24 protein-coding genes are annotated in these 24,386 nt (G+C 63.2%); 11 read left to right on the top strand and 13 right to left on the bottom strand.

What is annotated here, in order from left to right; all coding sequences use genetic code 11:
- The first annotated feature begins 76 nt into the window (after positions 1-76).
- From leuD to CIT39_RS01660, 3 genes are all read left to right on the top strand, one after another.
- A complete protein-coding gene (gene leuD, locus CIT39_RS01670; RefSeq protein WP_094972712.1) occupies positions 77-682 on the top strand; it encodes a 3-isopropylmalate dehydratase small subunit in 606 nt (201 codons plus the stop codon).
- Positions 683-759: 77 nt separating this feature from the next.
- Positions 760-1,545, top strand: a complete 786-nt coding sequence (locus CIT39_RS01665; protein WP_094972711.1) for a glycosyltransferase family 32 protein — start codon at positions 760-762, stop codon at positions 1,543-1,545.
- A 283-nt stretch (positions 1,546-1,828) separates the two neighbouring features.
- Positions 1,829-2,248, top strand: a complete 420-nt coding sequence (locus CIT39_RS01660; RefSeq protein WP_094972789.1) for a hypothetical protein — start codon at positions 1,829-1,831, stop codon at positions 2,246-2,248.
- Positions 2,249-2,257: 9 nt separating this feature from the next.
- Here CIT39_RS01660 and CIT39_RS01655 read toward each other — a convergent pair whose 3' ends face one another.
- Together CIT39_RS01655 and CIT39_RS01650 are read right to left on the bottom strand one after the other, a co-directional pair.
- Positions 2,258-3,031 carry an N-acyl homoserine lactonase family protein gene (locus CIT39_RS01655; protein ID WP_094972710.1) on the bottom strand — a complete coding sequence of 258 codons (774 nt, stop codon included), beginning with the start codon at positions 3,029-3,031 and terminating at the stop codon, positions 2,258-2,260.
- An 11-nt stretch (positions 3,032-3,042) separates the two neighbouring features.
- Positions 3,043-3,936: an AraC family transcriptional regulator gene (locus CIT39_RS01650; RefSeq protein WP_094972709.1), complete on the bottom strand. Its 894-nt coding sequence runs from the start codon at positions 3,934-3,936 to the stop codon at positions 3,043-3,045.
- Positions 3,937-4,127: 191 nt separating this feature from the next.
- Between CIT39_RS01650 and CIT39_RS01645 the strand changes: the two genes are divergently transcribed.
- Positions 4,128-4,883, top strand: a complete 756-nt coding sequence (locus CIT39_RS01645; RefSeq protein WP_094972708.1) for an SDR family NAD(P)-dependent oxidoreductase — start codon at positions 4,128-4,130, stop codon at positions 4,881-4,883.
- A 193-nt stretch (positions 4,884-5,076) separates the two neighbouring features.
- On the opposite strand, the gene CIT39_RS01640 is transcribed toward CIT39_RS01645, so the two are convergent.
- Positions 5,077-6,753: a methyl-accepting chemotaxis protein gene (locus tag CIT39_RS01640; RefSeq protein WP_094972707.1), complete on the bottom strand. Its 1,677-nt coding sequence runs from the start codon at positions 6,751-6,753 to the stop codon at positions 5,077-5,079.
- Between the two features lie 492 nt (positions 6,754-7,245).
- On the opposite strand from CIT39_RS01640, the gene CIT39_RS01635 reads away from it, so the two are divergent.
- Complete coding sequence (locus CIT39_RS01635; RefSeq protein ID WP_094972706.1) at positions 7,246-8,217, top strand: AraC family transcriptional regulator; 972 nt, start codon at positions 7,246-7,248, stop codon at positions 8,215-8,217.
- Between the two features lie 129 nt (positions 8,218-8,346).
- Here the strand turns inward: CIT39_RS01635 and CIT39_RS01630 are convergent, their stop codons facing one another.
- Together CIT39_RS01630 and CIT39_RS01625 are read right to left on the bottom strand one after the other, a co-directional pair.
- A complete protein-coding gene (locus tag CIT39_RS01630; RefSeq protein WP_162308841.1) occupies positions 8,347-10,014 on the bottom strand; it encodes a caspase family protein in 1,668 nt (555 codons plus the stop codon).
- 158 nt (positions 10,015-10,172) lie between these two features.
- Positions 10,173-11,054, bottom strand: a complete 882-nt coding sequence (locus CIT39_RS01625) for an HpcH/HpaI aldolase/citrate lyase family protein (protein ID WP_094972704.1) — start codon at positions 11,052-11,054, stop codon at positions 10,173-10,175.
- Positions 11,055-11,166: 112 nt separating this feature from the next.
- Between CIT39_RS01625 and CIT39_RS01620 the strand changes: the two genes are divergently transcribed.
- Positions 11,167-11,811, top strand: coding sequence for a carbonic anhydrase (locus CIT39_RS01620; protein ID WP_094972703.1), 645 nt, complete (start codon positions 11,167-11,169; stop codon positions 11,809-11,811).
- Positions 11,812-11,872: 61 nt separating this feature from the next.
- Here the strand turns inward: CIT39_RS01620 and CIT39_RS01615 are convergent, their stop codons facing one another.
- Positions 11,873-12,907 (bottom strand): aspartate-semialdehyde dehydrogenase, encoded by a 1,035-nt coding sequence (locus CIT39_RS01615; RefSeq protein WP_094972702.1) that lies wholly within the window; start codon positions 12,905-12,907, stop codon positions 11,873-11,875.
- A 116-nt stretch (positions 12,908-13,023) separates the two neighbouring features.
- Between CIT39_RS01615 and CIT39_RS01610 the strand changes: the two genes are divergently transcribed.
- Both CIT39_RS01610 and CIT39_RS01605 read left to right on the top strand, forming a co-directional pair.
- Entirely contained in the window at positions 13,024-13,818 is a 795-nt protein-coding gene (locus CIT39_RS01610; RefSeq protein WP_094972701.1) for a hypothetical protein, read from the top strand.
- Between the two features lie 112 nt (positions 13,819-13,930).
- The gene (locus tag CIT39_RS01605) at positions 13,931-14,353 is read left to right on the top strand and encodes a hypothetical protein (RefSeq protein WP_094972700.1); all 423 of its coding nucleotides are present in this window, start codon (positions 13,931-13,933) and stop codon (positions 14,351-14,353) included.
- Between the two features lie 73 nt (positions 14,354-14,426).
- Here CIT39_RS01605 and CIT39_RS01600 read toward each other — a convergent pair whose 3' ends face one another.
- Both CIT39_RS01600 and leuB read right to left on the bottom strand, forming a co-directional pair.
- A complete protein-coding gene (locus CIT39_RS01600) occupies positions 14,427-15,065 on the bottom strand; it encodes a DapH/DapD/GlmU-related protein (RefSeq protein WP_094972699.1) in 639 nt (212 codons plus the stop codon).
- Positions 15,066-15,197: 132 nt separating this feature from the next.
- Positions 15,198-16,310 carry a 3-isopropylmalate dehydrogenase gene (leuB, locus tag CIT39_RS01595; protein ID WP_094972698.1) on the bottom strand — a complete coding sequence of 371 codons (1,113 nt, stop codon included), beginning with the start codon at positions 16,308-16,310 and terminating at the stop codon, positions 15,198-15,200.
- Between the two features lie 249 nt (positions 16,311-16,559).
- Between leuB and CIT39_RS01590 the strand changes: the two genes are divergently transcribed.
- Entirely contained in the window at positions 16,560-17,762 is a 1,203-nt protein-coding gene (locus CIT39_RS01590; RefSeq protein WP_162308840.1) for a YbfB/YjiJ family MFS transporter, read from the top strand.
- Between the two features lie 53 nt (positions 17,763-17,815).
- On the opposite strand, the gene CIT39_RS01585 is transcribed toward CIT39_RS01590, so the two are convergent.
- The 4 genes from CIT39_RS01585 to CIT39_RS01570 all read right to left on the bottom strand — a co-directional run bounded on the left by CIT39_RS01585 (position 17,816) and on the right by CIT39_RS01570 (position 21,011).
- On the bottom strand, positions 17,816-18,598 hold the full coding sequence (locus tag CIT39_RS01585) for a molybdopterin-binding protein (RefSeq protein ID WP_094972696.1): 783 nt from the start codon (positions 18,596-18,598) through the stop codon (positions 17,816-17,818).
- 11 nt (positions 18,599-18,609) lie between these two features.
- On the bottom strand, positions 18,610-19,239 hold the full coding sequence (locus CIT39_RS01580; protein WP_094972695.1) for a cytochrome b/b6 domain-containing protein: 630 nt from the start codon (positions 19,237-19,239) through the stop codon (positions 18,610-18,612).
- 181 nt (positions 19,240-19,420) lie between these two features.
- On the bottom strand, positions 19,421-19,975 hold the full coding sequence (locus CIT39_RS01575; RefSeq protein ID WP_094972694.1) for a fasciclin domain-containing protein: 555 nt from the start codon (positions 19,973-19,975) through the stop codon (positions 19,421-19,423).
- Between the two features lie 274 nt (positions 19,976-20,249).
- Complete coding sequence (locus CIT39_RS01570; protein WP_094972693.1) at positions 20,250-21,011, bottom strand: SDR family oxidoreductase; 762 nt, start codon at positions 21,009-21,011, stop codon at positions 20,250-20,252.
- Between the two features lie 85 nt (positions 21,012-21,096).
- On the opposite strand from CIT39_RS01570, the gene CIT39_RS01565 reads away from it, so the two are divergent.
- Entirely contained in the window at positions 21,097-22,626 is a 1,530-nt protein-coding gene (locus CIT39_RS01565) for a malonate--CoA ligase (RefSeq protein WP_094972692.1), read from the top strand.
- Between the two features lie 27 nt (positions 22,627-22,653).
- On the top strand, positions 22,654-23,163 hold the full coding sequence (locus tag CIT39_RS01560) for a hypothetical protein (protein WP_094972691.1): 510 nt from the start codon (positions 22,654-22,656) through the stop codon (positions 23,161-23,163).
- Here CIT39_RS01560 and CIT39_RS01555 read toward each other — a convergent pair.
- Positions 23,160-24,020, bottom strand: a complete 861-nt coding sequence (locus CIT39_RS01555) for a sulfite exporter TauE/SafE family protein (RefSeq protein WP_094972690.1) — start codon at positions 24,018-24,020, stop codon at positions 23,160-23,162. The two genes, CIT39_RS01560 and CIT39_RS01555, sit on opposite strands and share 4 nt — an antisense overlap.
- Between the last annotated feature and the right edge of the window lie 366 nt (positions 24,021-24,386).

Below are 24,386 nucleotides of genomic sequence, written 5' to 3'. Positions count from 1 at the left end.
CCGAATTCGGCCTAGGATTCAGGCCCCGATCGCGATAGATACAAGTTCCCCAAGAACCACCCGGGAAATCGCAACCATGGACAAGTTCACCACGCTGGAAGGCGTCGCGGCGCCGCTGAAGATCATCAATGTCGACACCGACATGATCATTCCGAAGCAGTACCTCAAGACGATCAAGCGCACCGGCCTTGGCAAGGGGCTCTTCTCCGAGCAGCGCTACAAGGACGACGGCAGCGAGAACCCGGATTTCGTGCTGAACCAGCCCGCCTATCGCAATTCGAAGGTGCTGGTGGCCGGCGACAATTTCGGCTGCGGCTCGAGCCGCGAGCACGCGCCCTGGGCGCTGCTCGACTTCGGCATCCGCTGCGTGATCTCGACCTCGTTCGGCGACATCTTCTACAACAACTGCTTCAAGAACGGCATTCTGCCGATCCGTGTCAGCCAGGAAGACCTCGACAAGCTGTTCGACGACGCCGAGCGCGGCGCCAACGCGACGCTGACGATCGACCTGCCGAACCAGGAGATCCGCGGCCCCGACGGCGGCAAGGTCAAGTTCGAGATCGATCCGTTCCGCAAGCACTGCCTGATCAACGGCCTCGACGACATCGGTCTCACCATGGAGAAGAAGTCCTCGATCGACACCTATGAGGACAAGCTCAAGCGCGAACGCGCCTGGGCCTGAGCTCGCGTCTTCATTCGAGCCCCGGTGCTGTCGGCGCCGGGGCTTTTTCTTTGCTCTGAATATTATAGCTTCCGCATATGCTGCCCGAGATCGTCACCTTCTGGCACGGCCCGATGGATGCGCTGCGCCAGACCTGTCTGCGCTCGCAGCTGGCGGCCGGTCACAAGGTTACGGTCTACAGCTTCGACACCATTCCCGGCCTGCCCGCCGGCATCGCCAACGCGGACGCCGAAGCGATCCTGCCGCACGCGTTCTCGGAGCGCTTGCGGCCGCCGCAAGCGGATGGAAGCTGGCGCGACTGGACCACGCTGCAGTTCAGCGATTTCTTCCGCATGAAGCTGATGGCGAAAGGCCTCGGCCTCTGGCTCGACGCCGACGTGCTGCTGCTCAAACCCGTCGAGATCGATCCGGCGAAGCCCTACTTTGCCTGGGAACGGCCGCGCCAGCTCGGCAATTCCGTGATCTACCTGCCGCCTGGGCACGGCATCGTCGCTGCCTTCGAGGAACTGATGGAGCAGGAGGAGCTGACGCCGAACTGGCTGTCGGTCCGCCATCGCATCACCTTCATGATGCGCCGTCTGCGCGGCGGCTCGAGCCGTCTTGCGGATATCCGCGTCGCGATCTTCGGGCCCGCGGCCCTCACCGCACTCGCGCGCCGCACCGGCGAACTCGCCTGCGCGCTGCCGAAGCAATCGTTCTACGCGGTGCATGCCGAGCCAAAACTGTTCTTCGATCCCTCGAGCTATCTCGGCCTCGTCACCAACCCCGAGATCATCGGCCTGCACATCTCGCCCAAGGGCCGCGGCGGCGAGAAGCCGATACCGGGCAGCCTGTATGCCTGGGCGTCGGAGAGGTTCGCGTAGCTGCCTGGGGCAATCGCATGGAAGCGTCGTAAGAGGTCGTCATGCCCGGGCTTGTCCCGCGCATCCACGTTCTTCGCGCTGCCCGGTAAGGCGTGGATGGCCGGGTCAAGCCCGGCCATGACGATGTGGAAGGATTTGCTCCTCACAGGCGATCACGTTGCACCCGTCACCGACACGCTGCAGCGCGTCCGGGACACAGGATTCCAATTTGATCCAGCGCAACGCGCACCTGCACCATTGTGCCTAATCTTGCTTCAATTCCGCCGTTCCAATGGAGCTTCGCATGAGCACCGCAAGCAGGCCTTATCCCATCGTCCAGGACCTCATCGACTCCTTTGCGAGCTGGCTGAAGCATCGCCGCGAGCTGAACGAGATCCGGCGGCTCGATCGCGGCGATTTCGACCGGATCGCGAACGACCTGCGGATCGCGCCTGACGATCTCGAGGAGCTGGTCCGTCACGGCAAGCATTCTGCCGACGAGCTGCCGATGATGCTCGAACAGCTCGGCATCAACGCGGACGGACTCGGTCGCGCGCAGCCGCTGTTGCTCCGCGACATGGAGCGGGTTTGTTCGCTTTGCGCTCACAAGGCACGGTGCGACCGCGATCTCGCCGACGGCACCGCCGCGGAGAACTATCACGGCTATTGCGGCAACGCGTCGACGCTGGAGTCGCTCGATCGCGCCGACGTCGCGCCGCGGTAACGCGCGCGCTTACACGATCCATTCTGGCGCGTGAGGCAGCTTGTCGCTCTGTGCCGTATCGTGATTGATCCAGATTTCGGCATTCTCGGAACGAAGCAGGTCGACAACTTTGGTCATGGAAGCGACCGTTGCCTGCGGATCGGCATTGAAGGACGGCACGCGCATGTGCCGGAGGTTCTCACGATTGTGCGCGACGTCGCCGCTCAGCAGCACGGCGCCGCGCCGCGGTAGCCTCACCATCAGCGAGCAATGCCCGAGGGTGTGGCCCGGCGTGAAGATCATGCGCACGGCGCCGTCGCCAAATACGTCGTGGTCGCCATCGACGATCTCGTAAGGCCGCTCCTTCAACGCCTTGTAGTGCTGTAGCGAATAGCCGAATTCTTCAGGCTCCGGTCCGAACATGGCCTCGAATTCGGCCCGCTGAGCAATCCATCTTGCATTTTCGAACAGATCGACATTTCCGATATGATCGAAATGCGCATGGGAAAGCAGGATCGTGCTGATGTCGCGGGGCCGCACTCCGATCTCGTCCAGTTGGTCAGCGATGGGACGACGCACGATGCCGCGTATGCCATGCGCGATGATGCGTCCTTGCGGATGCTTCGATAGCTCATCCTCGATTCCCGTATCCCAGATCAGCCATTCGCCACGATGACTGACGAGGTAGGCATTGCAGCTCAGCGTCATGGGGACGCCGACATTGATGCCCGGAGAATAGATCGAACCGTCCATGACCTCTGCAATGCCGCCGTCGAGGATGTAGAGTCTGTCAACGGTCGCCATTGGAGAACTCTTCAAGCCGCCGGCTCAATACGCCGCTTCGCCTCGCGCATGTCGCGCCCAGGCGGCATACCGAACAACCGGGAATATTCCCGCGTGAACTGCGTGACGCTTTCGTAGCCGACTTGATGAGCTGCGGTCGCGATCTGCGTACCGTCGGCCAGCATCGCGCGGCGGGCTTCGATCAGGCGAAGCTGTTTCTGAAACTGTAGCGGGGTCAGCGAAGTGACGCTCCGGAAGTGCGCGTGAAATGCCGACGGGCTCATCGCCGCGGCCTTGGCCAATCGATCGACGCGCAACGGCTTGGCATAGCCGGCACGGATGATCGCAACCGCGCGGCCGATCCGCTGTGCATGGCTATCGGCAATTCCGAGCGCCCTGATGGCCCCGCCGTGGCGGCCGGCCAGCAGCCAATAATGCAGCTCTCGCATCAGCTGGCTGTGCAGGATCGGCAAGGCCGAGGGACGGTCGATCAGGCGCAACAGCCGGAGCGCCGCGTCCGCGAGTTCCTGCTCCGTCGGCTCGACCCGCAGCGGCCGGGACGGAATGAACGGGAGCGAACCCATCTCGACCACCAGCCCCTCGATGATTGTGGGGTCGAGCTCGACGACGAGCGAAAGATAGGGCGCGGCCGCCGTCGCGCGCATGATCTGGCTGACCGTCGGCACATCACTCGCAATCAATAAGGAATCGCCTGCACCGAAGTCGAAGGACGTCCGGCCGGTCGCCACACGTTTGGCGCCTTGCAGGACGATTGCGACCAGAGGCCTGGAGATCGCGTACAGGAGCGCACTCGGCGCGGTCTCGCGGATGATCGAGACGCCGGCGAAGGGCGTGGAGGCGACGCCCTTGTCGTCGGCGTGAGCCACGGAATAACGACTGGCGATCTGGAGCAGCGTTTCAGTCACGCGCCAATTTTAGGCCGAACCCGGCGCCCAAGCAATCGGCACCGGCCGTTCAGGCAGAAAATCAGGAGTTTTGGGCAAGTCTGCCGTCGCCGCATTCTGGAATGTTGGGCAAGACACTCCGAGGATCCGGCAACACCGGACGATCGATCGCGGGCAAACGGAGATCACCGCAACGCTTCGAGGAATTTCCGATGCCCACCATTTCTCTCGTCACCGGCGCCAGCCGCGGCCTTGGCCGCAACACCGCCATCGCCATCGCACGTCACGGCGGCGATGTGATCGTGACCTATCGCAGCGCGGTCGCCGCAGCACGCGACGTCGTCGCAGAGATCGAAGCGCTCGGTCGAAAGGCCGTCGCGATCGAGCTTGACGTCACCTCCATCTCGACCTTTCCCGACTTCGTCGCCAAGGTCCGGTCGGCGCTGACGAACCATTGGGGCGCCGAGACGTTCGATCACCTCGTCAACAATGCGGGCCAGGGAGAAATGGCTGCCTTCGCCGAGACGACAGAGCAGCAGTTCGACGCCCTCTTCGACACCCATGTCAAAGGGCCGTTCTTCCTGACGCAGGCCTTGTTGCCGCTGTTGGCCGACAAGGGCCGGATCATCAATTTCTCAAGCGGGCTGACGCGCGTGTCTTTCCCCGGTTTCTCGGCCTATGCGGCCGCGAAGGGCGCCGTCGAGGTTCTGACCGTCTACCTGGCCAAGGAATTTGGTGGACGCGGCATCACGGCCAACGTCGTCGCGCCGGGTGCGATCGAAACCGATTTTCTCGGCGGCGCGGTTCGGGACATGCCGGACTTGAACAACCAATTTGCGCAGATGACCGCACTGGGCCGCGTCGGTCTGCCCGACGATATCGGACCGATGGTTGCGAGTCTGCTCGGTCCCGACAATCGTTGGATCACGGCGCAGCGGATCGAGGTGTCTGGCGGCCAGACAATCTGAGCGAGGCGCGATTGGGTTACTAAGCGGGCGCGTCCCCGGCGCGCCCGCTGCATCGCCTTTTGATTCCCGCACGGCTACTGCGCAATGCGTCAATGCTGGAGTCGCTCGATCGCGCGGACCATGCGCATCGCTGACGGGAGCGGATTTCTGCGACAGCGGGCGAAACGGACAGCTCTCCAGGTCCGCGCAAAGATCAGGCACTAGCGGCCATCGCGGCGGCTTCCGCTGCGGCGCGCTGCATGCTGGTCGACATCTCGTTGGTCACGGTGCTTTGCTCCTCGATTGCCGCGGCCGTCGACGTCACATATTCGCTGACGTTGTTGATGGCCGTCTTGATCGAAGCCAGGGCGGTGACGACGTCGCCGGAGATGCCGTTGAGACTGCCGATCTCGGCGCCGATCTTGTCGGTGGCCTGCTTGGCCTGGTTAGCGAGGCTCTTGACCTCCGAGGCCACCACCGCGAAGCCACGACCCGCTTCGCCCGCGCGCGCCGATTCGATCGTGGCATTGAGCGCGAGCAGGTTGATCTGCCCGGTGATGTTGTTGATGAGCTCGACGATCCCGCTCATCGCCAGCGCCGCTTCAGTGAGGCGCTGCGCCTGGGCGTCGGCGGCGGCGACCTGATCGACCGCACTGCTGGCAGTTTGGCGCGATTTGGTCATGGCCTCGGAGATCTCTCGCACCGAGGCGTTCAGCTCTTCCGAGCCGGCAGCGACGGATTCCATCATGGCGCGGACGCGCTCATTGCCCATGCGGACCAGCACCTGTTGCGTGGTGTCGGTCGCATATTTCACGACCTTGAATGGCTTGCTGTTGAGATCGAGGATCGGATTGTAGGAGGCCTGGATGTAGACCTCCTTGCCGCTCTTGCCGATGCGCTTGTATTCGGCCGCCTGGTATTCACCGCGGTTGAGCGCGGCCCAGAACTCGCGATAGGCGACGCCGTCGCGTTCCGCAGGATCGACGAACATGCTGTGATGATGGCCCTTGATCTCAGCCAGCGAATAGCCGAGCGCACCGAGAAAATTGGCGTTGGCAGTGATGATCGTGCCGTCCATGTTGAACTCGATCACGGCCTGGGCCTTGTCGATCGCCGCGATCTGGCCGGCGAGGTCTGCGGTCTTCAGTTTCTCCGCTGTGACGTCGGTGGCGAACTTGACCACGCCGAAGGGCTTTCCGGTATCGTCCATCACGGGGTTGTAGCTCGCAAGGATCCACACCTCCTTGCCGCCCTTGCCGATGCGCTTGAATTCGCCGGCTTGGTACTCACCCCGATTGAGCTTCGCCCAGAATTCACGATACGCCGCGCTGTCACGGTCTGCCTGGGGGATGAAAAGGCTGTGATGCTTACCTTCGATCTCGGCCAGCGAATAACCGAGCGCGTCGCAGAAATTCTGGTTGGCGGTGACGATGGTGCCATCCAGCTTGAACTCGATGACGGCCTGGGCGCGGTTGATGGCGGCAAGCTTGGACGCATCGGCCATGCTGCGAAGCTTCTTCGCCGTGATCTCGGTCGCGATCTTGATCACCTTGACCGGCTTGCCGTCGTTGCCGAGCACCGGGTTGTAGGACGCTTCGATCCAGACCTCACCGCCGCCACTCGCGATGCGCTTGAACTCGGCCGCCTGGAATTCGCCGCGGCGCAGGGCAGCCCAGAACGCCTGGTACTCGGCGCCGTCACGCTGATCGACCGGCACGAACATGGAGTGGTGCTTGCCCTGGATCTGCTCCAGGCGGTATCCAAGTGCGTCCAGGAAGTTCTTGTTGGCTGTGATGATCGAGCCGTCCATGTTGAACTCGATCATTGCCTGCGAGCGGCCGATCGCATCGATCTGCGCCTGAGCATCGCCGTGGGATTTGCGACCGAACATTTCTTTTGCTCCAAAATTGACATTACGCTCGCGGCGTAATCGCCCGGAGCGGCTTCAGCATTCATCGTCTCGCCCGGATGCCGTGCGGTCCGAATCTCATCCGGCACGCATCCACGCGTAGGAGCAGGTATCTGAAGCGAATTATCAGAGTATTTGTCCGATCGAAGACACAACAGCCGGATTTTGCCAGCGCGATTAACCTGACAACGACGCGCGGCCACCTCCGCAGGGCCGCAGGCCTTGAACTGCGAAGGCAACGCTAAAATCGCTATCGGTATTCGGCAAAGCGCCGGGGCGCGGCCAATCTGCAGGCCAATAGGATGGATCTCGCACCCGCGCGAAGTGCTCAGGCATTTTGTCGCAGTGACCAATAATTCGGTGCAGTTGCACGCTTCGGCGGAGATCGCCCACGCCACTGGTCGTTCCGTGCAATCTCCAATTGGTAGCGCCGAGATTCGGATTCAGTAATTTTGAGCCTTTGAGGATTCTGATTTGGGCGCCGTCTCCTACCTCGACCGCTATTCCCTGCTTCGGTCGCGCGACAGCGAGTTCGCGCGCGACCGCTTGTTCGCAGCGTATGGCGCCGATCGGTTCGAGACGCATGACCGCGAGTTCGGTATCCAGGCCAATCTTGTCCGCTTGAGTTCGATCGGCCTCGCCTTCTGCGCCTACGATGGTGCAGCGTCACTGTCCTTTCCGAAATCACAGATCCTCCGCCAGTTCTTCTCCATTCAGGGAGCCGCGGGCTTCAGGACCAACGGACATAGCCGGCCGATCGGGGCCTGGAGCCCGATGATCTGCGGCGACGCCAGGCTCGATCTCGACTTTGCGCCGGGCTACCGGCAACTGGTGCTGAGGATGGATGCCGCCGCACTGGAGCGTCTGGCGAAGAGCCTGGTCGGCGACGACGGCAGCACGAAGCTGCATTTCGTCGACGGCAAGGCCGATCCGGCGATGATGGCGCATGTGCGCCAGGACGTCTTCAGATTTGCCGAGGAGCTGGAACGGTTCGGGCAGGATTACGCGCCCATAGCCATCGCCGAGCTCGAGCGGGCGCTGATGGTGCGAATTCTTCTGGCGCATCCGCACAGCTTCACGGACCGGCTTCACCGCGCGCCGCCCGGCGCCAATCGGAGTGTGGTCGATCTCGTGGAGTCCTATGTCGCGGCGCATTGGGACGAACCGCTCGATCTGGAAAAGATCGCCGAGATCGCCAATGTGAGCGTGCGGACGATTTTCCGCGAATTCTCCGATGCCGGACGGGGATCGCCCGGCCAGTTCGCGCGGCGCATTCGGCTCGATCGCGCGGCGGAGCTGTTGCGACGACCCGACGACCAAACCAGCGTGCTGGCCGTGGCGTTCAAATGCGGCTTCCAGAACCTTGGCCGCTTTGCAGCCGAATATCGGCGGGTCATCGGTGAGCTGCCATCCGAGACGTTGAAGAATGCGAGACGCAGGCAGTAATGCGCCATCTCTGAGATCACACAGGTCGCGTTTAATTCCAGAAACCTCTCGACGATCCGGGCCGGCGACGGCAAGCACGCCGAAGATGCTGGAGCAACGTGGCATCGAGAGCTCGATTTATTGAAATCGCTAGATCACGCCAGTTCGCGCGCAGGCCTCTCGCTGCGCAAATCCTTTCACGAGTTTTTTGCAGGCACGATAGCGCTCTTCCATATTGGCACCGCCCGCACCAGCTGGAGCGTGCGACTTGGCGTTGTTTCCCTCTTTCGCGGCATGAGGCTGCGAAGCTTTCTCGCGTTTTGTTGAAGGCTGAACATCCTCAGGCACCCGCGCAAGCTGCCAAGTCGGTCGAAGTTCTATACTCGCCGTCTCAGATGGATTGCCCTTTTTGAAGGAAGAGAGAACAAGGGTGTTCTTCTCCAGTCTGACAGCGACTGGCGTCCCGCCAATGGAGAACTTCTTGTCTATAATATACTCAGAGAACGGCCGGTATCCCGCCTCATCTTTCGCCCATGATGACTTCGTGGGCGGTCCCCAAAGGTAGTATCCTCTCGCCAAGCTGGTAGCGGAAACGTCCGTGATGATCAGCATGGCGTACCGTCCCCTGCCGTTCGTCCACCCGCGCTTGTTGGACCACACACCGACAAACTTGGAATCATTATTGAGCGGAACATCAGGTGAGATGGTGAAGCTGGGCAAAACCAGTTGCTGCGCTGTTGCGATGGCAGCAACTTTTTGCCGATCCCCGGACATAAACAGGTTTCGATCGACGGGCTTGGAATCTGCCCCTTGGCGCTCGCTCGCGTCCGATCTCGGCGAGCCAACCGGAGCCGATAGTGCTGCCACTTCACTGGCCTTGAAAGCTTTGATCCGCTGGTAAGCTTCCGCAGCATGGCTGCTCAGGGGATATCTGGCCAGAAAGTCCTCATAGAGACCTGCCACCGTCGAAGTTTCGATTGCGAGCCAAAACTTCTCGTCTTCGGCGGGAGCTGCCAGCGCGGGTCTTGATGCGGCAGTTGCCTCAACGCTAGCAACCGGCGGCTTGAGGTAAATCTCTTCCTTCGACAAGGAGCCATACACGAAAGGCTGCTGTTCGCGCTTGGTCGCGGCCATCACGTCGTCTCGGACTCGACGGAACAGAAACGATATTTCGAGGCCGGGCGTTTCAATGTGGCGAAGAAGCGACGCCGTAAAAGGGCTATTCCGGCCATCGCCGTCGCTGGCCGTAGTACCGTCGCGGGCCGCATATGCTATCAGGACGTTATCAGAGGGTTCGGTCGGCGCGAGCCCGCGAACAACGGCTCTGGTGCTGATCGAGCGCTTCATCTTCGCCGCAAACGGGTTGTTGCGGCACGCATCGAGTATGACCAGACCTAGCTTCCGCGCCTTCGAAACCTGAAGGCTCACCGAACGCAGGCTGATCGCCTCGCTCTCGATGTCCGTGTCGCTGCGCAGCTCTGCGCTGATTGGGATCAACCAGTTCTCGCCGCCGACTTCCATGCCGTGTCCAGCGTAAAACACTACAGCAAGATCGGCCCCCTCGGCAGACCGGCCGAATTCGACGATGGCCTTCCTCATCCCTTGCGCGGTCGCGTTCCTGACCTGCGTGACTTTGAAATCGAGTCGTTCAAGCGCGCGGCCAATGTCGGCCGCGTCGCCCGTCGGATTGGGCAGTTCGGGCGCCTTCTCATAGGCGCCGTTGCCGATGACAAGTGCAACTCGGGTCTGCTGCGCAAGTGCTGACTGGTTGAACCAAAGTGACGTGACGAGAAGGATCGCCGCCCCAAAGATGCGCATTAAGTGCTGCCCCGAACCAAACATCGGCGGAGGGTAGCACTCCCTTTCACTACCGCAACGGGAAAAGCCGCGGATTGCGAACATCGAGAGAACCGCAGTATCCGTGCAGTCGCCTATTGGCTCGGTACACTTCCGAATCAAGCGCGTGACTGCCGCCCTCAACCCTTCCCCATCGCCGCGATGGCGTCCGCGATCTCGATTGTGCGCCGTGCCATGTCGGCGTGCAGGCGCTCCACCATCGCCCCATCCAACCGGATCGCGCCGCGCGAGACGTTCTCGGGCAGTTCGAACGCCGCGATGATTTTTCGCGCGCGGGCGACCTCCTCTTCGGGCGGGGTGAAGATCGCGTTGCAGGCGTCGATCTGCGAGGGGTGGATCAGCGTCTTGCCGTCGAAACCGAGATCGCGGCCTTGCGCGCATTCGGTGGCAAAACCGTCGGGATTGGCGATGTCGCTGTAGGGGCCGTCGAGGATTTCGAGGCCATGGGCGCGCGTCGCCAGGATGCAGTGAGTGATCATCGGAATCATCGCGGCGCGGCCCGGCAGCATCCTGATGCGCGTCTCGCGCGAGATGTCGTTCGGACCGAACACGAAACCGGCGAGGCGCCGCGATGGATCGCGCCCCGCCTCGGCCAGCTCTTCGGCGTGCAGCACGGCGCGCGCAGTCTCGATCATGGCCCAGACCTTCACGGTGGGCGCGGCGCCAAGCGCGGCGAGCTTCCCGCCGATCGCATCGAGATCCTCGACGCTTGAAACTTTTGGAACCAGGATGCCATCGGCCGAGGCCTTGGCGGCCATGGCGACGTCGTCGGCCCACCAAGGCGTGTCGAGACCGTTGGTCCGGATCAAAATCTCGCGCTTGCCAAAACCCTTGGCGGCGATTGCGGCGGCGATGCCGTCGCGCGCCGCCGCCTTGGCATCGGGGGCGACGGAGTCTTCCAGGTCCAGGATCAGGCCGTCGGCGGCAAGATTGCGCGCCTTTTCCAGCGCGCGGGGATTGGAGCCGGGCATGAACAAATGGCTGCGGCGCGGACGGGTCATGCAAGCGTTCCTTCCGGTTTCCTCAAACGGGCTCTCGACCGGAGCCGATAGCACCTGGCCTGCCTGTTCGAAAGGCTTGTTCGCCCCGGCGGTATATGATTAGGCATAGGCCATGATGACATTCCCGAAGCATTTGCTGGAAGGCTATCAGGCCTTCGCCACCCAGCGGCTGCCGACCGAGCAGAGCCGCTACCGCGAGCTCTCCGTGAAGGGGCAGTTTCCGGAAGTGATGGTGATCGGCTGCTGCGACAGCCGCGTCTCGCCCGAGGTGATCTTCGACGTCGGCCCCGGCGAGTTGTTCGTGGTCCGCAACATCGCCAACCTGGTTCCGGTGTATCAGCCCGACGGCAACGCGCACGGCGTCTCGGCCGCGCTGGAATACGCAGTGACGGTGCTGAAGGTGAAGCACATCGTGGTGCTCGGCCACGCGCAATGCGGCGGCATCCGCGCCTTCGTCGACAAGATCGAGCCGCTCACGCCCGGCGACTTCATCGGCAAATGGATGCAGATGTTCATCAAGCCGGGCGAAGTGGTCGAGCAGCGCGATCACGAGACCATGGCGCAATTCGTCGAGCGCATCGAGAAGGCCGCGGTGTTCCGCAGCCTGGAAAACCTGATGACGTTCCCGTTCGTGCGCAAGGCGGTCGACAGCGGCCAGATGCAGACCCACGGCGCCTATTTCGGCGTCGCGGAGGGATCGCTGTTCGTGCTCGACAAGGCGAGCAAGGAATTCAAGAACGCGCGCGAGGGCGAATAGCGAATGGCGAGTAGCGAATGGAAAGCCCCACTCGCCATTCGCTACTCCCCATTCGCCTATCTTACGCCGCCTTCTTCTTCGCGCTGATCAGCTTGCGGTTGATCAGGACTTCCGCGATCTGGATCGCGTTGAGGGCTGCGCCCTTGCGGAGGTTGTCGGACACGCACCACAGCACGAGGCCGTTCTCCACCGTGGCGTCCTCGCGGATGCGGCTGATGTAGGTCGCGTCCTCGCCGGCCGCTTCGTACGGCGTGGCGTAGCCGCCGGGCTCGTGCTTGTCGATGACGAGGCAGCCGGGCGCCTTGCGCAGGATGTCGCGCGCTTCATCCGGGGTGATCGGATTCTCGAACTCGATGTTGACGGCTTCGGAATGGCCGACGAAGACGGGCACGCGCACACAGGTCGCGGTGAGCTTGATTTTGGGATCAAGGATCTTCTTGGTCTCCATCATCATCTTCCACTCTTCCTTGGTGTAGCCGTCCTCCATGAAGACGTCGATCTGGGGGATGATGTTGAAGGCGATGCGCGCGGGAAACTTCTTATTGACGATCTCGCTGTTGGTGTAGACGGCCTTGGTCTGCGAGAACAGCTCGTCCATCGCGTCCTTGCCGGCGCCCGACACCGATTGATAGGTCGAGACCACGACACGCTTGATCGTCGCCTTGTCGTGCAGCGGCTTCAGTGCGACCACGAGCTGCGCGGTCGAGCAGTTCGGGTTGGCGATGATGTTCTTCTTCTTGAAGCCGGCCGTCGCATCCGCGTTCACTTCGGGAACGATCAGCGGCACGTCCGGGTCCATGCGCCAGGCCGAGGAATTGTCGATCACGACAGCGCCGGCGGCGCCGATCTTCGGCGACCATTCCTTCGACACCTCGCCGCCGGCCGACATCAGGCAGATGTCGACATCGGAGAAGTCGTAATGCTCGAGCGCCTTGCACTTCAGGGTCCGGTCGCCATAGGAGACCTCGACGCCGACGCTGCGGCGTGAGGCCAGGGCCACGACCTCGTCCGCGGGGAATTTGCGCTCGTCGAGAATGTTGAGCATTTCCCGTCCGACATTGCCGGTCGCGCCGACGACTGCGACTTTGTAACCCATCGTTCACTCTCCGATGAAATAGCCCGTTCCCGAAGCTGACGCTTAAACAGGAAGAGCAGCGCTTCTATGCGAGAACCAGCCGCAAGACAACGTTGGACCATGCCTGAGGGACGTGGATGCAGTCGCTCGAGGCCGGCACGGCCGCAATCCCCACCCGGACCAGTCTCTATCTGACGCTGGCAGCCTTCGCCGACGAGGTGATCGGTACGCTGGCGCGCCTGATTGCCTATGTGGGGACGCTCGCTTTGTTTGCCATCCTCGCCCTCGCTGCGCTCGGCCAGCTGCCCGAACTGCGCGACGGCGAGCCGGCGCTGAAGCCGGGCTGGAGCACGGCCGACCGATCGCACCCGGCCTTCGTTTTGAGCCGGATCAATTCATCAGAAAAAACAGCCTCTTACACCATCCTTCGGCATCCCGAAGGCGGCCGCAAGGACGTCATGCGCTGGACGAGTGCGGCGGACCAGCCGCTGGCCGAGCTCGAAATCTATCGGGAAGGGGGCGAATTCGACGTGGCCCGTCCTGTCGCGATGGACCTCGCCGTCCAGATGGGCCTCGGGGCGGGCACCCCGCTCGAGCAAGCCGGTCTGATCGAGACGAAATTCGGCCCCGTCGCCCTGTTCCGGCCGATCGGCACGGACAAGGGGACGCCGGCCTGCCTCGGCTACCTCAAGCGCAACGAGGAGCCGGGCTTGCAAATCTCCGGCTTCTCCTGCCAGGGCGATACAATGCCCGCCCGGCGTGCGGCGATCGCCTGCACGCTGAACCGGCTGACGCAGCTCGCCTCGGGCAACGAGCCGAAGCTGGCGGAATTGTTCGCCCGCGCCGAGCTGAAGCGCCGTGCTTGCGACCCCGCGGGCTCGCCGGACTGGCTGCTGGGCGCGGCGAATGCGCAGTTGCGCGGGGCGCTTTGACCCGTATCAAGCTCAAGTAGCTGGTATTGATGCAACTTTTGCCAGCGCGCACGATTATTCCAAGCTGGTGTGACCCAATAGACCTAGTTGCGCTCACCCCGGCCGGGCTAGTATGGGGATGAAATCGACTGGCGGCCTGCCGCCTGAAGGGGACGTGATGAGCTCGAAATTCTCTGCCAAATTGGCGACCATGCTTGCAGCGGGCGCCGTGATTGCAACGTCCCTCGTGACGCCCGCCTCGGCCGACAACAAGACCAGGCGCTATGACGAGCGCGGCCGGCACTATTACGGCCCGAGCGGCCCCAACGCCGTCTACCAGCAGGGCCGCACCCGCATCTATGTCAGCAAGCGCTCCTGGCTCGACGGCGGCACCGAGGTCAATCCGGGCGACCGCAAATTCTCCGACTACGCCTTCCCGCCGGCCGTGGGCTATCCGTCCTTCGCCCGCGAGAATCTCAATCGCCCGATCGACCGCCAGCCGCTCTCGCCGCCGCAGGACGTCGGCGGCTATCCGCAGAATTTCCCGCTGTACTGAGCGGAATTATCGACCGAATCAAAATGGCCGGGCTCGCGCCCGGCCATTTTTGTTTGTGCGAGATGCGTCCCTCTTACGCGTTGGCTGCGGGGTCGTAGCGCCTGCAAAAGTCCTCGATCGCCTCGGAGCGGAAATCGCCCAGGCGCTCGAAGATGAGTTCGTCCGGCCAATCCCACCAGGCAATGCGGCGCAGGCTTTCGGCAACGGTATCGTCAAAGCGCTTGCGGATGGGGCGCGCGGGAACGCCGCCGACGATCGTGTAGGGCTCGACATCGCGGCTGACGACCGCGCCCGCGGCAATCACCGCGCCGTCGCCGACGGTGACGCCCGGCAGCAAGATCGCGGCGTGCCCGATCCAGACATCATTGCCGACGATCACCCGGTCGCCGCGACGGTCCGCGAAGAAGTCGCGGTCGCGCGTCACGCCGGCCTCGTAATATTCCGGGCAATAGGTGAAGCGATGCTGCGACGGCCGTCCCATCGGATGATTGGGCGCACCGATCCGCACCGAATTGGCGATGGCCGTGAACTTTCCGATTTCCGCGTCGGCGACCTCGCAATTCTCGCCGAGATAGGAGTAGTCGCCGAGCGAGGCATATTCGATGCGGGTGTTTGCGAGAATTTCGCAGCGCCGCCCGATCTGCGCCTCGCGCTGGCGCACCGTGTCATGGATGATAGTTTCCGCGATCTTGGGGCGGGGCGAGGCATCCATGAGGTGGCTCCGAGAGCAGGTGCCGTAGGGTGGGCAAGGCGCGAAGCGCCGTGCCCACCATCTCGCGGCAATCGCGATAGAAGCGGTGGGCACGCTAGCGCTTTGCCCACCCTACGATAGCGGTGCGTCTGCCTACGCGTGCAGCTTCTGCAATTCCTTCAGGATCGCTTCGCCCATCTGCGTGGTCGAGGCGGCAATGGTGCCCTCCGACTTGATGTCGGCGGTGCGCAGGCCGCTGGCGAGCACCGCGGCGATCGCTGCATCGACCTTGTCGGCGAGCGCGCCCATGTCGAAGGAATAGCGCAGCGCCATGCCGAAGGACGAGATCATCGCGATCGGATTGGCGAGACCCTGGCCTGCGATATCAGGCGCCGAGCCGTGCACCGGCTCGTACAACGCCTTGCGCTTCTTGCTCTTGACGTCGACCTCGCCGAGCGAGGCCGACGGCAGCATGCCGAGCGAGCCGGTCAGCATCGCGGCGATGTCGGACAGCATGTCGCCGAACAGATTGTCGGTGACGATGACGTCGAACTGCTTCGGCGCCTTCACCAGCATCATGCCGCCGGAATCGGCGAGCTGGTGCTCGAGCGTGACGTCAGGGTATTCGCGCTTGTGGACCTGGGTCATGACCTCGTTCCAGAGCACGCCCGACTTCATGACGTTTCGCTTCTCCATCGACGTCACCTTGTTCTTGCGCTTCCGGGCAAGCTCGAAGGCGACGCGGCCGATGCGCTCGATCTCATAGGTGTCGTAGACCTGGGTATCGATGGCGCGCTTCTGGCCGTTGCCGAGATCGGTGATGGTCTTGGGCTCGCCGAAATAGACGCCGCCGGTGAGCTCGCGCACGATCATGATGTCGAGGCCTTCGACCGCCTCACGCTTCAGGCTGGAGGCATCGGCCAGCGCCGGATAGCACACCGCGGGACGCAGGTTGGCAAACAAAGCCAGATCCTTGCGCAGCCGCAGCAGGCCGGCTTCCGGGCGCACCTCGTAAGGCACCGCGTCCCACTTCGGACCGCCGACCGCGCCGAAGATGATGGCATCGGCGGCAAGCGCCTTGGCCATGTCGCCCTCGGAGATCGAGACCTTGTGCGCATCATAGGCGGAGCCGCCGACGAGGCCGGTGTCGGTCTCGAACTTGGCGATCCCGGCCGAATTGAGCCAGTCGATCAGCCGCTTCACCTCGCCCATCACCTCGGGGCCGATACCGTCGCCGGGAAGCAGCAGCAGATTGTGGGTCGCCATAGTCGATTTCCTTCTCAATCCTCTGTCGTCATTCCGGGGCGCGAGCAAAGCGAGCGAGCCCGGAATCCATCGGGCCACGGCGCAAGCGGAAAAACGGATTCCGGGCTCGCGCCAAAGGGGGCGCGCCCCGGAATGACGATCGGCCGGATTGCTAGAGCGGCGTTGCGTGCTTGGCAAGACACCATTGCCGCGGCGCGGCTGTGCAAGGCGGGCAGGGCCTGCCACAGTGCAGGACGCCGGAGTACCCCCTTGCACGCACCTGACCCGCCCCCGCCCGACGCGCATCCCGCGCGGCTGATCCTGACGCTGTCGCTGGCGGCCACCGTCGGGCTCGGCATCGGCCGCTTTGCCTATGCCCTGGTGCTGCCGGACATGCGGGAGGACCTCGGCTGGTCCTACTCGGCGGCCGGATTCATGAACACCATCAACGCCGTCGGCTATCTCGTCGGCGCGCTCGTGGCCTCGCGCCTGATCCAGCGCGTCGGCTGGGCGGCCGCGATCCGCGGCGGAACTGTGGCCTGCGTCGCCGCGCTCGCGACCTGCGCGCTGACGGGAAATTTCGTCGCGCTGAGCCTGGCGCGCCTCGTGCTGGGTCTCGGCGCCGCGGCCGGGTTCGTCGCCGGCGGCGCGCTCGCGGCGACCATCGCCCAGTCGCGCCCCGAGCGAGCCAACTTCCTGCTCAGCCTGTTCTATGCCGGGCCCGGCATCGGCATTCTGTCCTCCGGGCTGATCGCCCCGTTCACGCTGCAATATTTCGGGCCCGGCTCATGGTGGATCGTGTGGTGGGCGCTGACGCTGCTGTCCGTCACGATGACGATCCCGCTGTTCCTGATCCGCATCGAGAGCAGCGTCCGCTTCTCCGAGGGCAGCCACGCGTCGTTCGCGGTTTTCCCCGTGCTGATCTATCTCGCCGGCTACTTCCTGTTCGGCGCCGGCTACATCGCCTACATGACCTTCATGATCGCCTATGTGCGCGACGGCGGCGGAGGGGCCACGGCGCAGGCCGCGTTCTGGGGCCTCATCGGCCTGTCCGCTTTCGTCACACCCTGGGCCTGGCGCGGCGTGCTGGCGCTCGATCGCGGCGGATTGGCTACCGCCATCATCCTCGGCACCAACGCGCTCGGTGCGGCGCTGCCGATGCTCGGACATTCGCCGGCATGGCTCGCGGTCTCGGCGATCGTGTTCGGCGTCGCCTTCTTCGCCGTGGTCGGCTCGACCACCGCCTTCGTGCGCTTCAACTATCCGCCGGCGATGTGGCCGACCGCGATCGCGGCGATGACGATCTCGTTCGGCGTCGGCCAGACGCTCGGGCCGATCGTGGTCGGCGCGATCACCGACGCGCTGGGTAGCCTGAGCTACGCGCTCAATGTATCGGCGGCATTGCTGGCGCTGGGGGCGGTCGCGGCGTTGTGCCAGCGGAAGGTAGGGCCGAAAGCGGCGAATAGCGAATAGCGAGTGGCGAATGCGTTGACCGATTCGCCATTCCCCATTCGCTATTCGCCCTCTCAGCTCCCGCTGAACGAATTATACCCCTGGTCTTCCCAATAGCCGCCCTTGTAGTCGTTAGTGACTTCCATCGAGACGACGTATTTCGGGTTCTTGAAGCCGAGCTTTGTCGGCACGCGGATCTTCATGGGGAAGCCGTAGGCGCGCGGCAGAATCTCATTCGCGTATTTGAACGTCATCTGGGTCTGCGGATGCAACGCGCTGCGCATGTCCAGAGGCGAATTGTAGCCGTCCTTGTCGGCGCACTGGAACCAGACGTATTTGGCGCGCGTGTCGGCACCGATCAGCTTGAGGAAATCGCGCAACGGCGTGCCGGTCCAGCTGCCGATCGCGCTCCAGCCCTCGACGCAGATGTGGCGGGTGATCTGCGTGACCTCAGGCAATTTGTAGAGTTCGTCCAGCGTCCAGGACTTCTTGTTCTCGACCAGGCCGCGGACCTCGAGCTTCCAGTCCTTGCCGTCGATATCGGGTGCATCGTCGAGATCGTAATAGGCATTGAATGGAAACGGCTTCGTGATCGCGCTCTCGGGAAAGGTCGGCGCCAGCGCATCGGGATTGAAGATGAAGGCCTGCACCGCGTCGTTGAATTTCGAGATCTGGGCCAGCATGTTTTCAGCCGAGGACGAATCGACCACGTCGCAGCCGGTGAGCAGCGTCAGCGCGCCCAGGCTGGCGCCGCCCGCGATGAAGCGGCGGCGGGTCACGTCGGGCATGGTCTTGATGGAGTCCTTGATCAGCAGCCGCTTGTCGACGCCGGGGATCAGGAATGAACGCTTTGCCATGACTTGCTCCCTCAACGGCCGATGATCATGGCGCGCAGGCTCTTCGGCACCAGCAGCGCGAGCAGGACGTGAACGACGAGAAAGGCGCAGATCGCGGCCATGCAGAAGAAGTGGACATAGCGTGCGGTCGGATAGTCGCCGAACAGCATCACCAGCCAATGCAGTTGCACCGGTTTCCACATCCCGAGGCCCGACAGCACGATCAGCACGCCGACCACGATGATGCCGGCATAGAGCAGGCGCTGCACGTAATTGTAGACGGTGAGGTCGTCATGGCCGAGCTTGAAGGTCAGCGCAGCCCTGACGTCGTGAAGCACGCCCGACGCGGTGATTGGAAACAGCTTCTTGCGGAAACGGCCGGTGGCAAAGCCCGCGACGAGATAGGCGAGGCCGTTGACCATCAACAGCCACATCGCGGCAAAGTGCCAAAGTAGGCCGCCGCCGAGCCAGCCGCCGAGCGTGTACTCGCGCGGGAAGCTGAAGCCGAACAGCGGCGAGGCGTTGTAGATCTGCCAGCCCGACAGGATCATCAGGATCATGGCCAACGCATTGACCCAGTGCATGACGCGGACCCAGGCCGGCTGGATCACTTTGGCCGGGGCGGCACTGACCTGCTCGTCGGAAACTGTGAGGCTCGCCATGATGGTTCCGTCCTGGGGATCGTGTGTTGGCAATTATACGCCGGGCCGCCGGCTTTCGTTACGCCCTTATCAGCCATTGAACCGATGCCGTCAGGCTATGGTGGTCACAAAACGGCGAGCCGGGCATCCCCGGCTCGCCGTTTCGAAGCATCCCGTCGGGATGAAACAGGAGCGTGCGGTGTTACGACGCCGGCATCAGCACGGTGTCGACCACGTGGATGACGCCGTTCGACTGGTTGACGTTGGGGATCGTCACCATCGAGGTGCCGCCCTTGGCATCGACGATCCAGACCTTGCCGTCCTGCTTCTTCACCGTCAGTTCCTCGCCTTCGGCGGTCTTCAGCTTCTTGCCGTCGGTGAGGTCGGAGGCCTCCAGCTTGCCGGGGACGACATGGTAGGTGAGGATCTTGGTCAACGTCGCCTTGTTCTCGGGCTTGACCAGATTGTCGACGGTGCCGGCTGGCAACTTGCCGAAGGCGGCGTTGGTCGGCGCGAACACGGTGAAAGGACCCTTGCCTTCCAGCGTCGGCACCAGGCCGGCCGCCTTCACCGCCGCCACCAGCGTGGTGTGGTCCTTCGAATTGACCGCGTTCTGCACGATGTTCTTGGACGGGAACATCGCGGCGCCGCCGACCATGACGGTCTTCTCCTCGGCGCGGGCAGGCGCGACGACGGTCGCGGTGATGGCCATGGCGCTGAAGGCGGCGGCAGCGAGATAGGCAATGCGCTTCGACATGGAAGGTCTCCCGATTGAATTGTAACCGGCGATGGCCGGTCTTGAGTTGGGGCAACAACGGCGGCTGCGACCTTTTGGCGTGAAGCAGCAGCGCCGTCGTTGCACCGAACTACGGGAGGGTTCACCGTGCGGTTTCGGAGAAAAATTCTTTGTGATGCGTGAAACTATGGAGTGGCGAGTTCGTGTGGTGCGTGAACGTCCCACACTGTCGTCCCGGACAAGCACAGCGCAGATCCGGGACGACGAGGGAAAATTGCCGCGCGGTCGTCGCGCCTCAGTCCCTGTTGTTCGGCGTCTGAATGAATCCGCGATTATGCGTGGGACTGATCAGCACCTCGTTGATGCAAACTCTGGCCGGCATGCTCGCGATGAACGCGATGGTGCGGCCGAGGTCTTCGGATTGCAGCATCTTCGCCTGCTCCTCCTCGCTCGGCACCACCGGGCGCAGCTTCAAGATGGGCGTCGCCACCTCGCCCGGCATCAGGCAGCAGGCGCGCAGGCCGTTGACGCATTCGTCCATATTGAAGGAATGGGTCAACGCCAGCACCGCATGTTTGGTGGTCGTGTAGGCCGGGCCCGGCATCTTCGAGACATGGCGGCCGGCCCAGGACGAGACGTTGATGATCGCGCCGTCCTGCTGCTTGCGCATCGTCGGCAGCACCGCGCGCATGCAATAGAGCACGCCGTTGAGATTGACCTGGACCAGCTGGTCCCAGCCTTCCAGTTCCATGTCCTTCCAACTGCGCTTGGGGACATTGATACCGGCATTGTTGACCAGGAGGTCGATGCGGCCGTGCTTTGCGACGATCTGGTCGGCCGCCTTTTGGGCTTCGGCGGCATTGGACACGTCGAGGGCGATGGCCTCCGCCGACCCGCCGGCCCCGGTAATCTTCGCCACGACGGCATCCAGGGCGTCCTTCCGCCGGCCCGACACCACCACCGTCCAGCCGTCGGCAGCCAGCGCCTCGGCGCCGGCCTCCCCGATCCCGCTGCCGCCACCCGTGACCCAGGCCACGCGTTTCCCGTTTTTTGACATGCAAACTGTCTCCGTTGCTTCATCGGGGCGGTTTTTGCTAATCCAGCCCTCGGTTTGACCGGCCTTCGCCGGTGAGGAATGTTGCATGAACCCAGCTGCCAACGCCAATTTGTTTTCCCGCCTGTTCGACGGCCTCGACAACCCTGCGCGCCTTGCTATCGAGACGCATGACGGCGGCCATATCAGCTATGGCGATCTGATCGCGCGGGCCGGGCAGATGGCGAATGTGCTGGTCGCGCGCGGCGTGAAGCCGGGCGACCGCGTCGCGGTGCAAGTCGAAAAGTCCGTCGCCAATATCGTGCTGTATCTCGGCACTGTGAGGGCCGGCGCGGTCTATCTGCCGCTCAACACCGCCTATACGCTCAACGAGCTCGACTACTTCATCGGCGACGCCGAGCCCTCGCTGGTGGTGTGCGATCCCTCCAAGGCCGAGGGCCTCGCCCCGATCGCCGCCAAGGTGAAAGCCAAGATCGAGACGCTCGGAGCTGACGGCAAAGGCTCGCTGACCGAGGCCGCCGACAAGGCGAGTAGCGACTTCACGACGGTGCCTCGCGAAAACGGCGATCTCGCCGCGATCCTCTATACGTCCGGCACCACCGGCCGCTCGAAGGGCGCGATGCTGACGCATGATAATCTGGCGTCGAACTCGCTCTCGCTCGTCGGCTACTGGCGCTTTACCGACAAGGACGTGCTGATCCACGCACTGCCGATCTACCATACGCACGGCCTGTTCGTGGCCACCAACGTGACGCTGTTCGCACGTGCCTCGATGATCTTCCTGCCGAAGCTCGACCCGGATTTGATCATCAAGCTGATGGCGCGGGCCACGGTGTTGATGGGCGTGCCGACCTTCTACACGCGGCTTCTGCAGAATTCCGCGCTATCGCGCGACACCACGAAGCACATGCGGCTGTTCATCTCGGGTTCGGCGCCGCTGCTGGCGGAGACCCATCGCGAATGGTCGGCGCGGACGGGCCACGCCGTGCTCGAGCGCTACGGCATGACCGAGACCAACATGAACACGTCGAATCCCTATGACGGCGAGCGCGTGCCCGGCGCAGTCGGCTTTCCCTTGCCCGGCGTCTCCGTGCGCGTGACCGAGCCCGAGACCGGCAAGGAGCTGCCGCGCGAGGAGATCGGCATGATCGAGGTCAAGGGCCCGAACGTCTTCAAGGGCTATTGGCGCATGCCGGAGAAGACCAAGTCCGAATTCCGCGACGACGGCTTCTTCATCACCGGCGACCTCGGCAAGATCGACGGCAAGGGCTACGTCCACATTCTCGGCCGCGGCAAGGATCTGGTCATCTCGGGCGGCTTCAACGTCTACCCCAAGGAGATCGAGAGCGAGATCGACGCCATGCCCGGCGTGGTGGAATCCGCGGTGATCGGCGTGCCGCATGCCGATTTCGGCGAAGGCGTTACGGCGGTGCTGGTCTGCAACAAGGGCGCCGATGTCACTGAAGCCGCCGTGCTGCACGCGCTCGACGGACGGATCGCGAAGTTCAAGATGCCCAAGCGCGTCTTCGTCGTCGACGAGCTGCCGCGCAACACGATGGGCAAGGTGCAGAAGAACGTGCTGCGCGATACGTACAAGGACATTTACGCGAAAAAATAGGGGCGATCGCTCCGGGGATGGGGGGACATGAACCGAGAGCAAGCCAAGAAGATACACAAGCATCTGCTCGATGCAGCCGCCGCATTCCGGCGAGCGGAGGCCGCGATCGTCGAGGTTGGCGATGACGGCAGAAGGCTATTTGCAGAACCGCTCGTAACGGCAGTTTTCCATTTGCAATTCGAGCTTCTGCGACTGATCTACAAGCGATTTCCCGACCTTGAACCGCCGGGACCGCCTGCCACCATCCACAGCACACTTCGGTGGGAAGACGCTTCACTTCCGTCCTCTGTGCTGGAGACCGATTTGGATCGCGTCATTTTCTCTGTCATGGAGCCACGATGGCAGAAGGTGGCAATGGTCCTGTATCGCGCGGTTGAGAGGGTCGAAAAAGAAGAAGCGCTAGCGGCTCCTGTCGATTTTGAGGTCTTTGCAGCCCGCATTCAGGCGTTGGTCGATGCCGATCTTCTGGAAGCGCAAGGCAATCTTCAAATGTGGGGCCACAGCGAAGTGAGATTGAAGGACGGGGTGGTCAATTAGTGTCCGCCGACCAAGCTCAGCACGAATCGGCTGCCAACGACAAATAGATAGCAGCCGAACGCCACCTCCAGCGTCCGCTTCGACATCGCATGCGCGGCCCGCACGCCCAGCGGCGCGGTGACGAGGCTCATCGGCATCACCAGCACGGCGCCGATCAGCGAGACGTAGCCGAGCGCGAACGGCACTTGCAGCGCTGCGACGGCCGGATAGTTCGCCGCCGCCGGCCAGCCGGCATAGATGTAGCCGAGCGCGCCGGGGATCGAGATCAAGACCGCCAGCGCCGACGAGGTCGCGACCGCCTGATGGATCGGACGGCCGTAGAACGTCATCAGCAGATTCGAGAACAGGCCGCCGCCGATGCCCATCAGGGTCGAGAGGATGCCGACACAGAAGCCGTAGGCGCGCATCAGCGGGCCCTTCGGCAGGTCGTCACCGAACTTCCAGCCTTCGCGCGCGAAGACGAGTCGCGCTGCCGCCGAATAGGCGACGCAGACGAACACGATCTTGAACAGCCGCTCCGGCGCATAGCGCGCGACCACGCTGCCGGCGACGACACCGATCACGATCGGCAGCCACCACACCCGCAGGATCGCCAAGTCGACGGCGCCGCGCTTGTAATGCGCCTGGAACGAACGGATCGAGGTCGGGATGATCACCGCGAGCGAGGTGCCGATGCAAAGCGGCATGCGCACCTCCAGCGGCACGCCGGCGATGCGGAAGCATTCGTAGAACACCGGCACGAGAATCGCGCCGCCGCCGATGCCGAACACGCCGGCCAGGAATCCCGAAAGCGCGCCGGTTGCGATCAGCAACAGCGCGAGCTCGACGATGTCCTTGATATCAAGTCCTGCAATCACCCCTGACCTGCCCCGGCGCCCGGTCGCAACTTCTCCGAGATGCCGGTTCGAAGACAGCTGCGTTCGCAGCTTTAGGCGATCTGATTGGTCCGGTCGACGCTCGGAGCGTTCCGGCTGGGGTGGAATGCGGGCCGCGCATATCCGCGGCCGCAGCGAACAGAGCCGGCGTGCGGGGACCGGGTCGCGCTCTGCCTTGGAGAGGGCCGATTGGACCGCATGGACCAACCGGAGCGAGCGCCAAGCGCCGAACGGCGGGTTAGAGGCGTTCCAATAGTGATTTCAATGCGTCTCCCACGCTCCTAAAATAATGAATCAATATTCGATATTTAGTTGGCGGACCGACGCTCTGGTATACCAAGCCCCTGA

Origin of the sequence: Bradyrhizobium symbiodeficiens, from assembly GCF_002266465.3 — a bacterium.
GTDB classification, from domain to species: domain Bacteria; phylum Pseudomonadota; class Alphaproteobacteria; order Rhizobiales; family Xanthobacteraceae; genus Bradyrhizobium; species Bradyrhizobium symbiodeficiens.
Note: the sequence above shows the minus strand (reverse complement) of the source record. Positions and strands in the feature narration are given on the sequence as shown.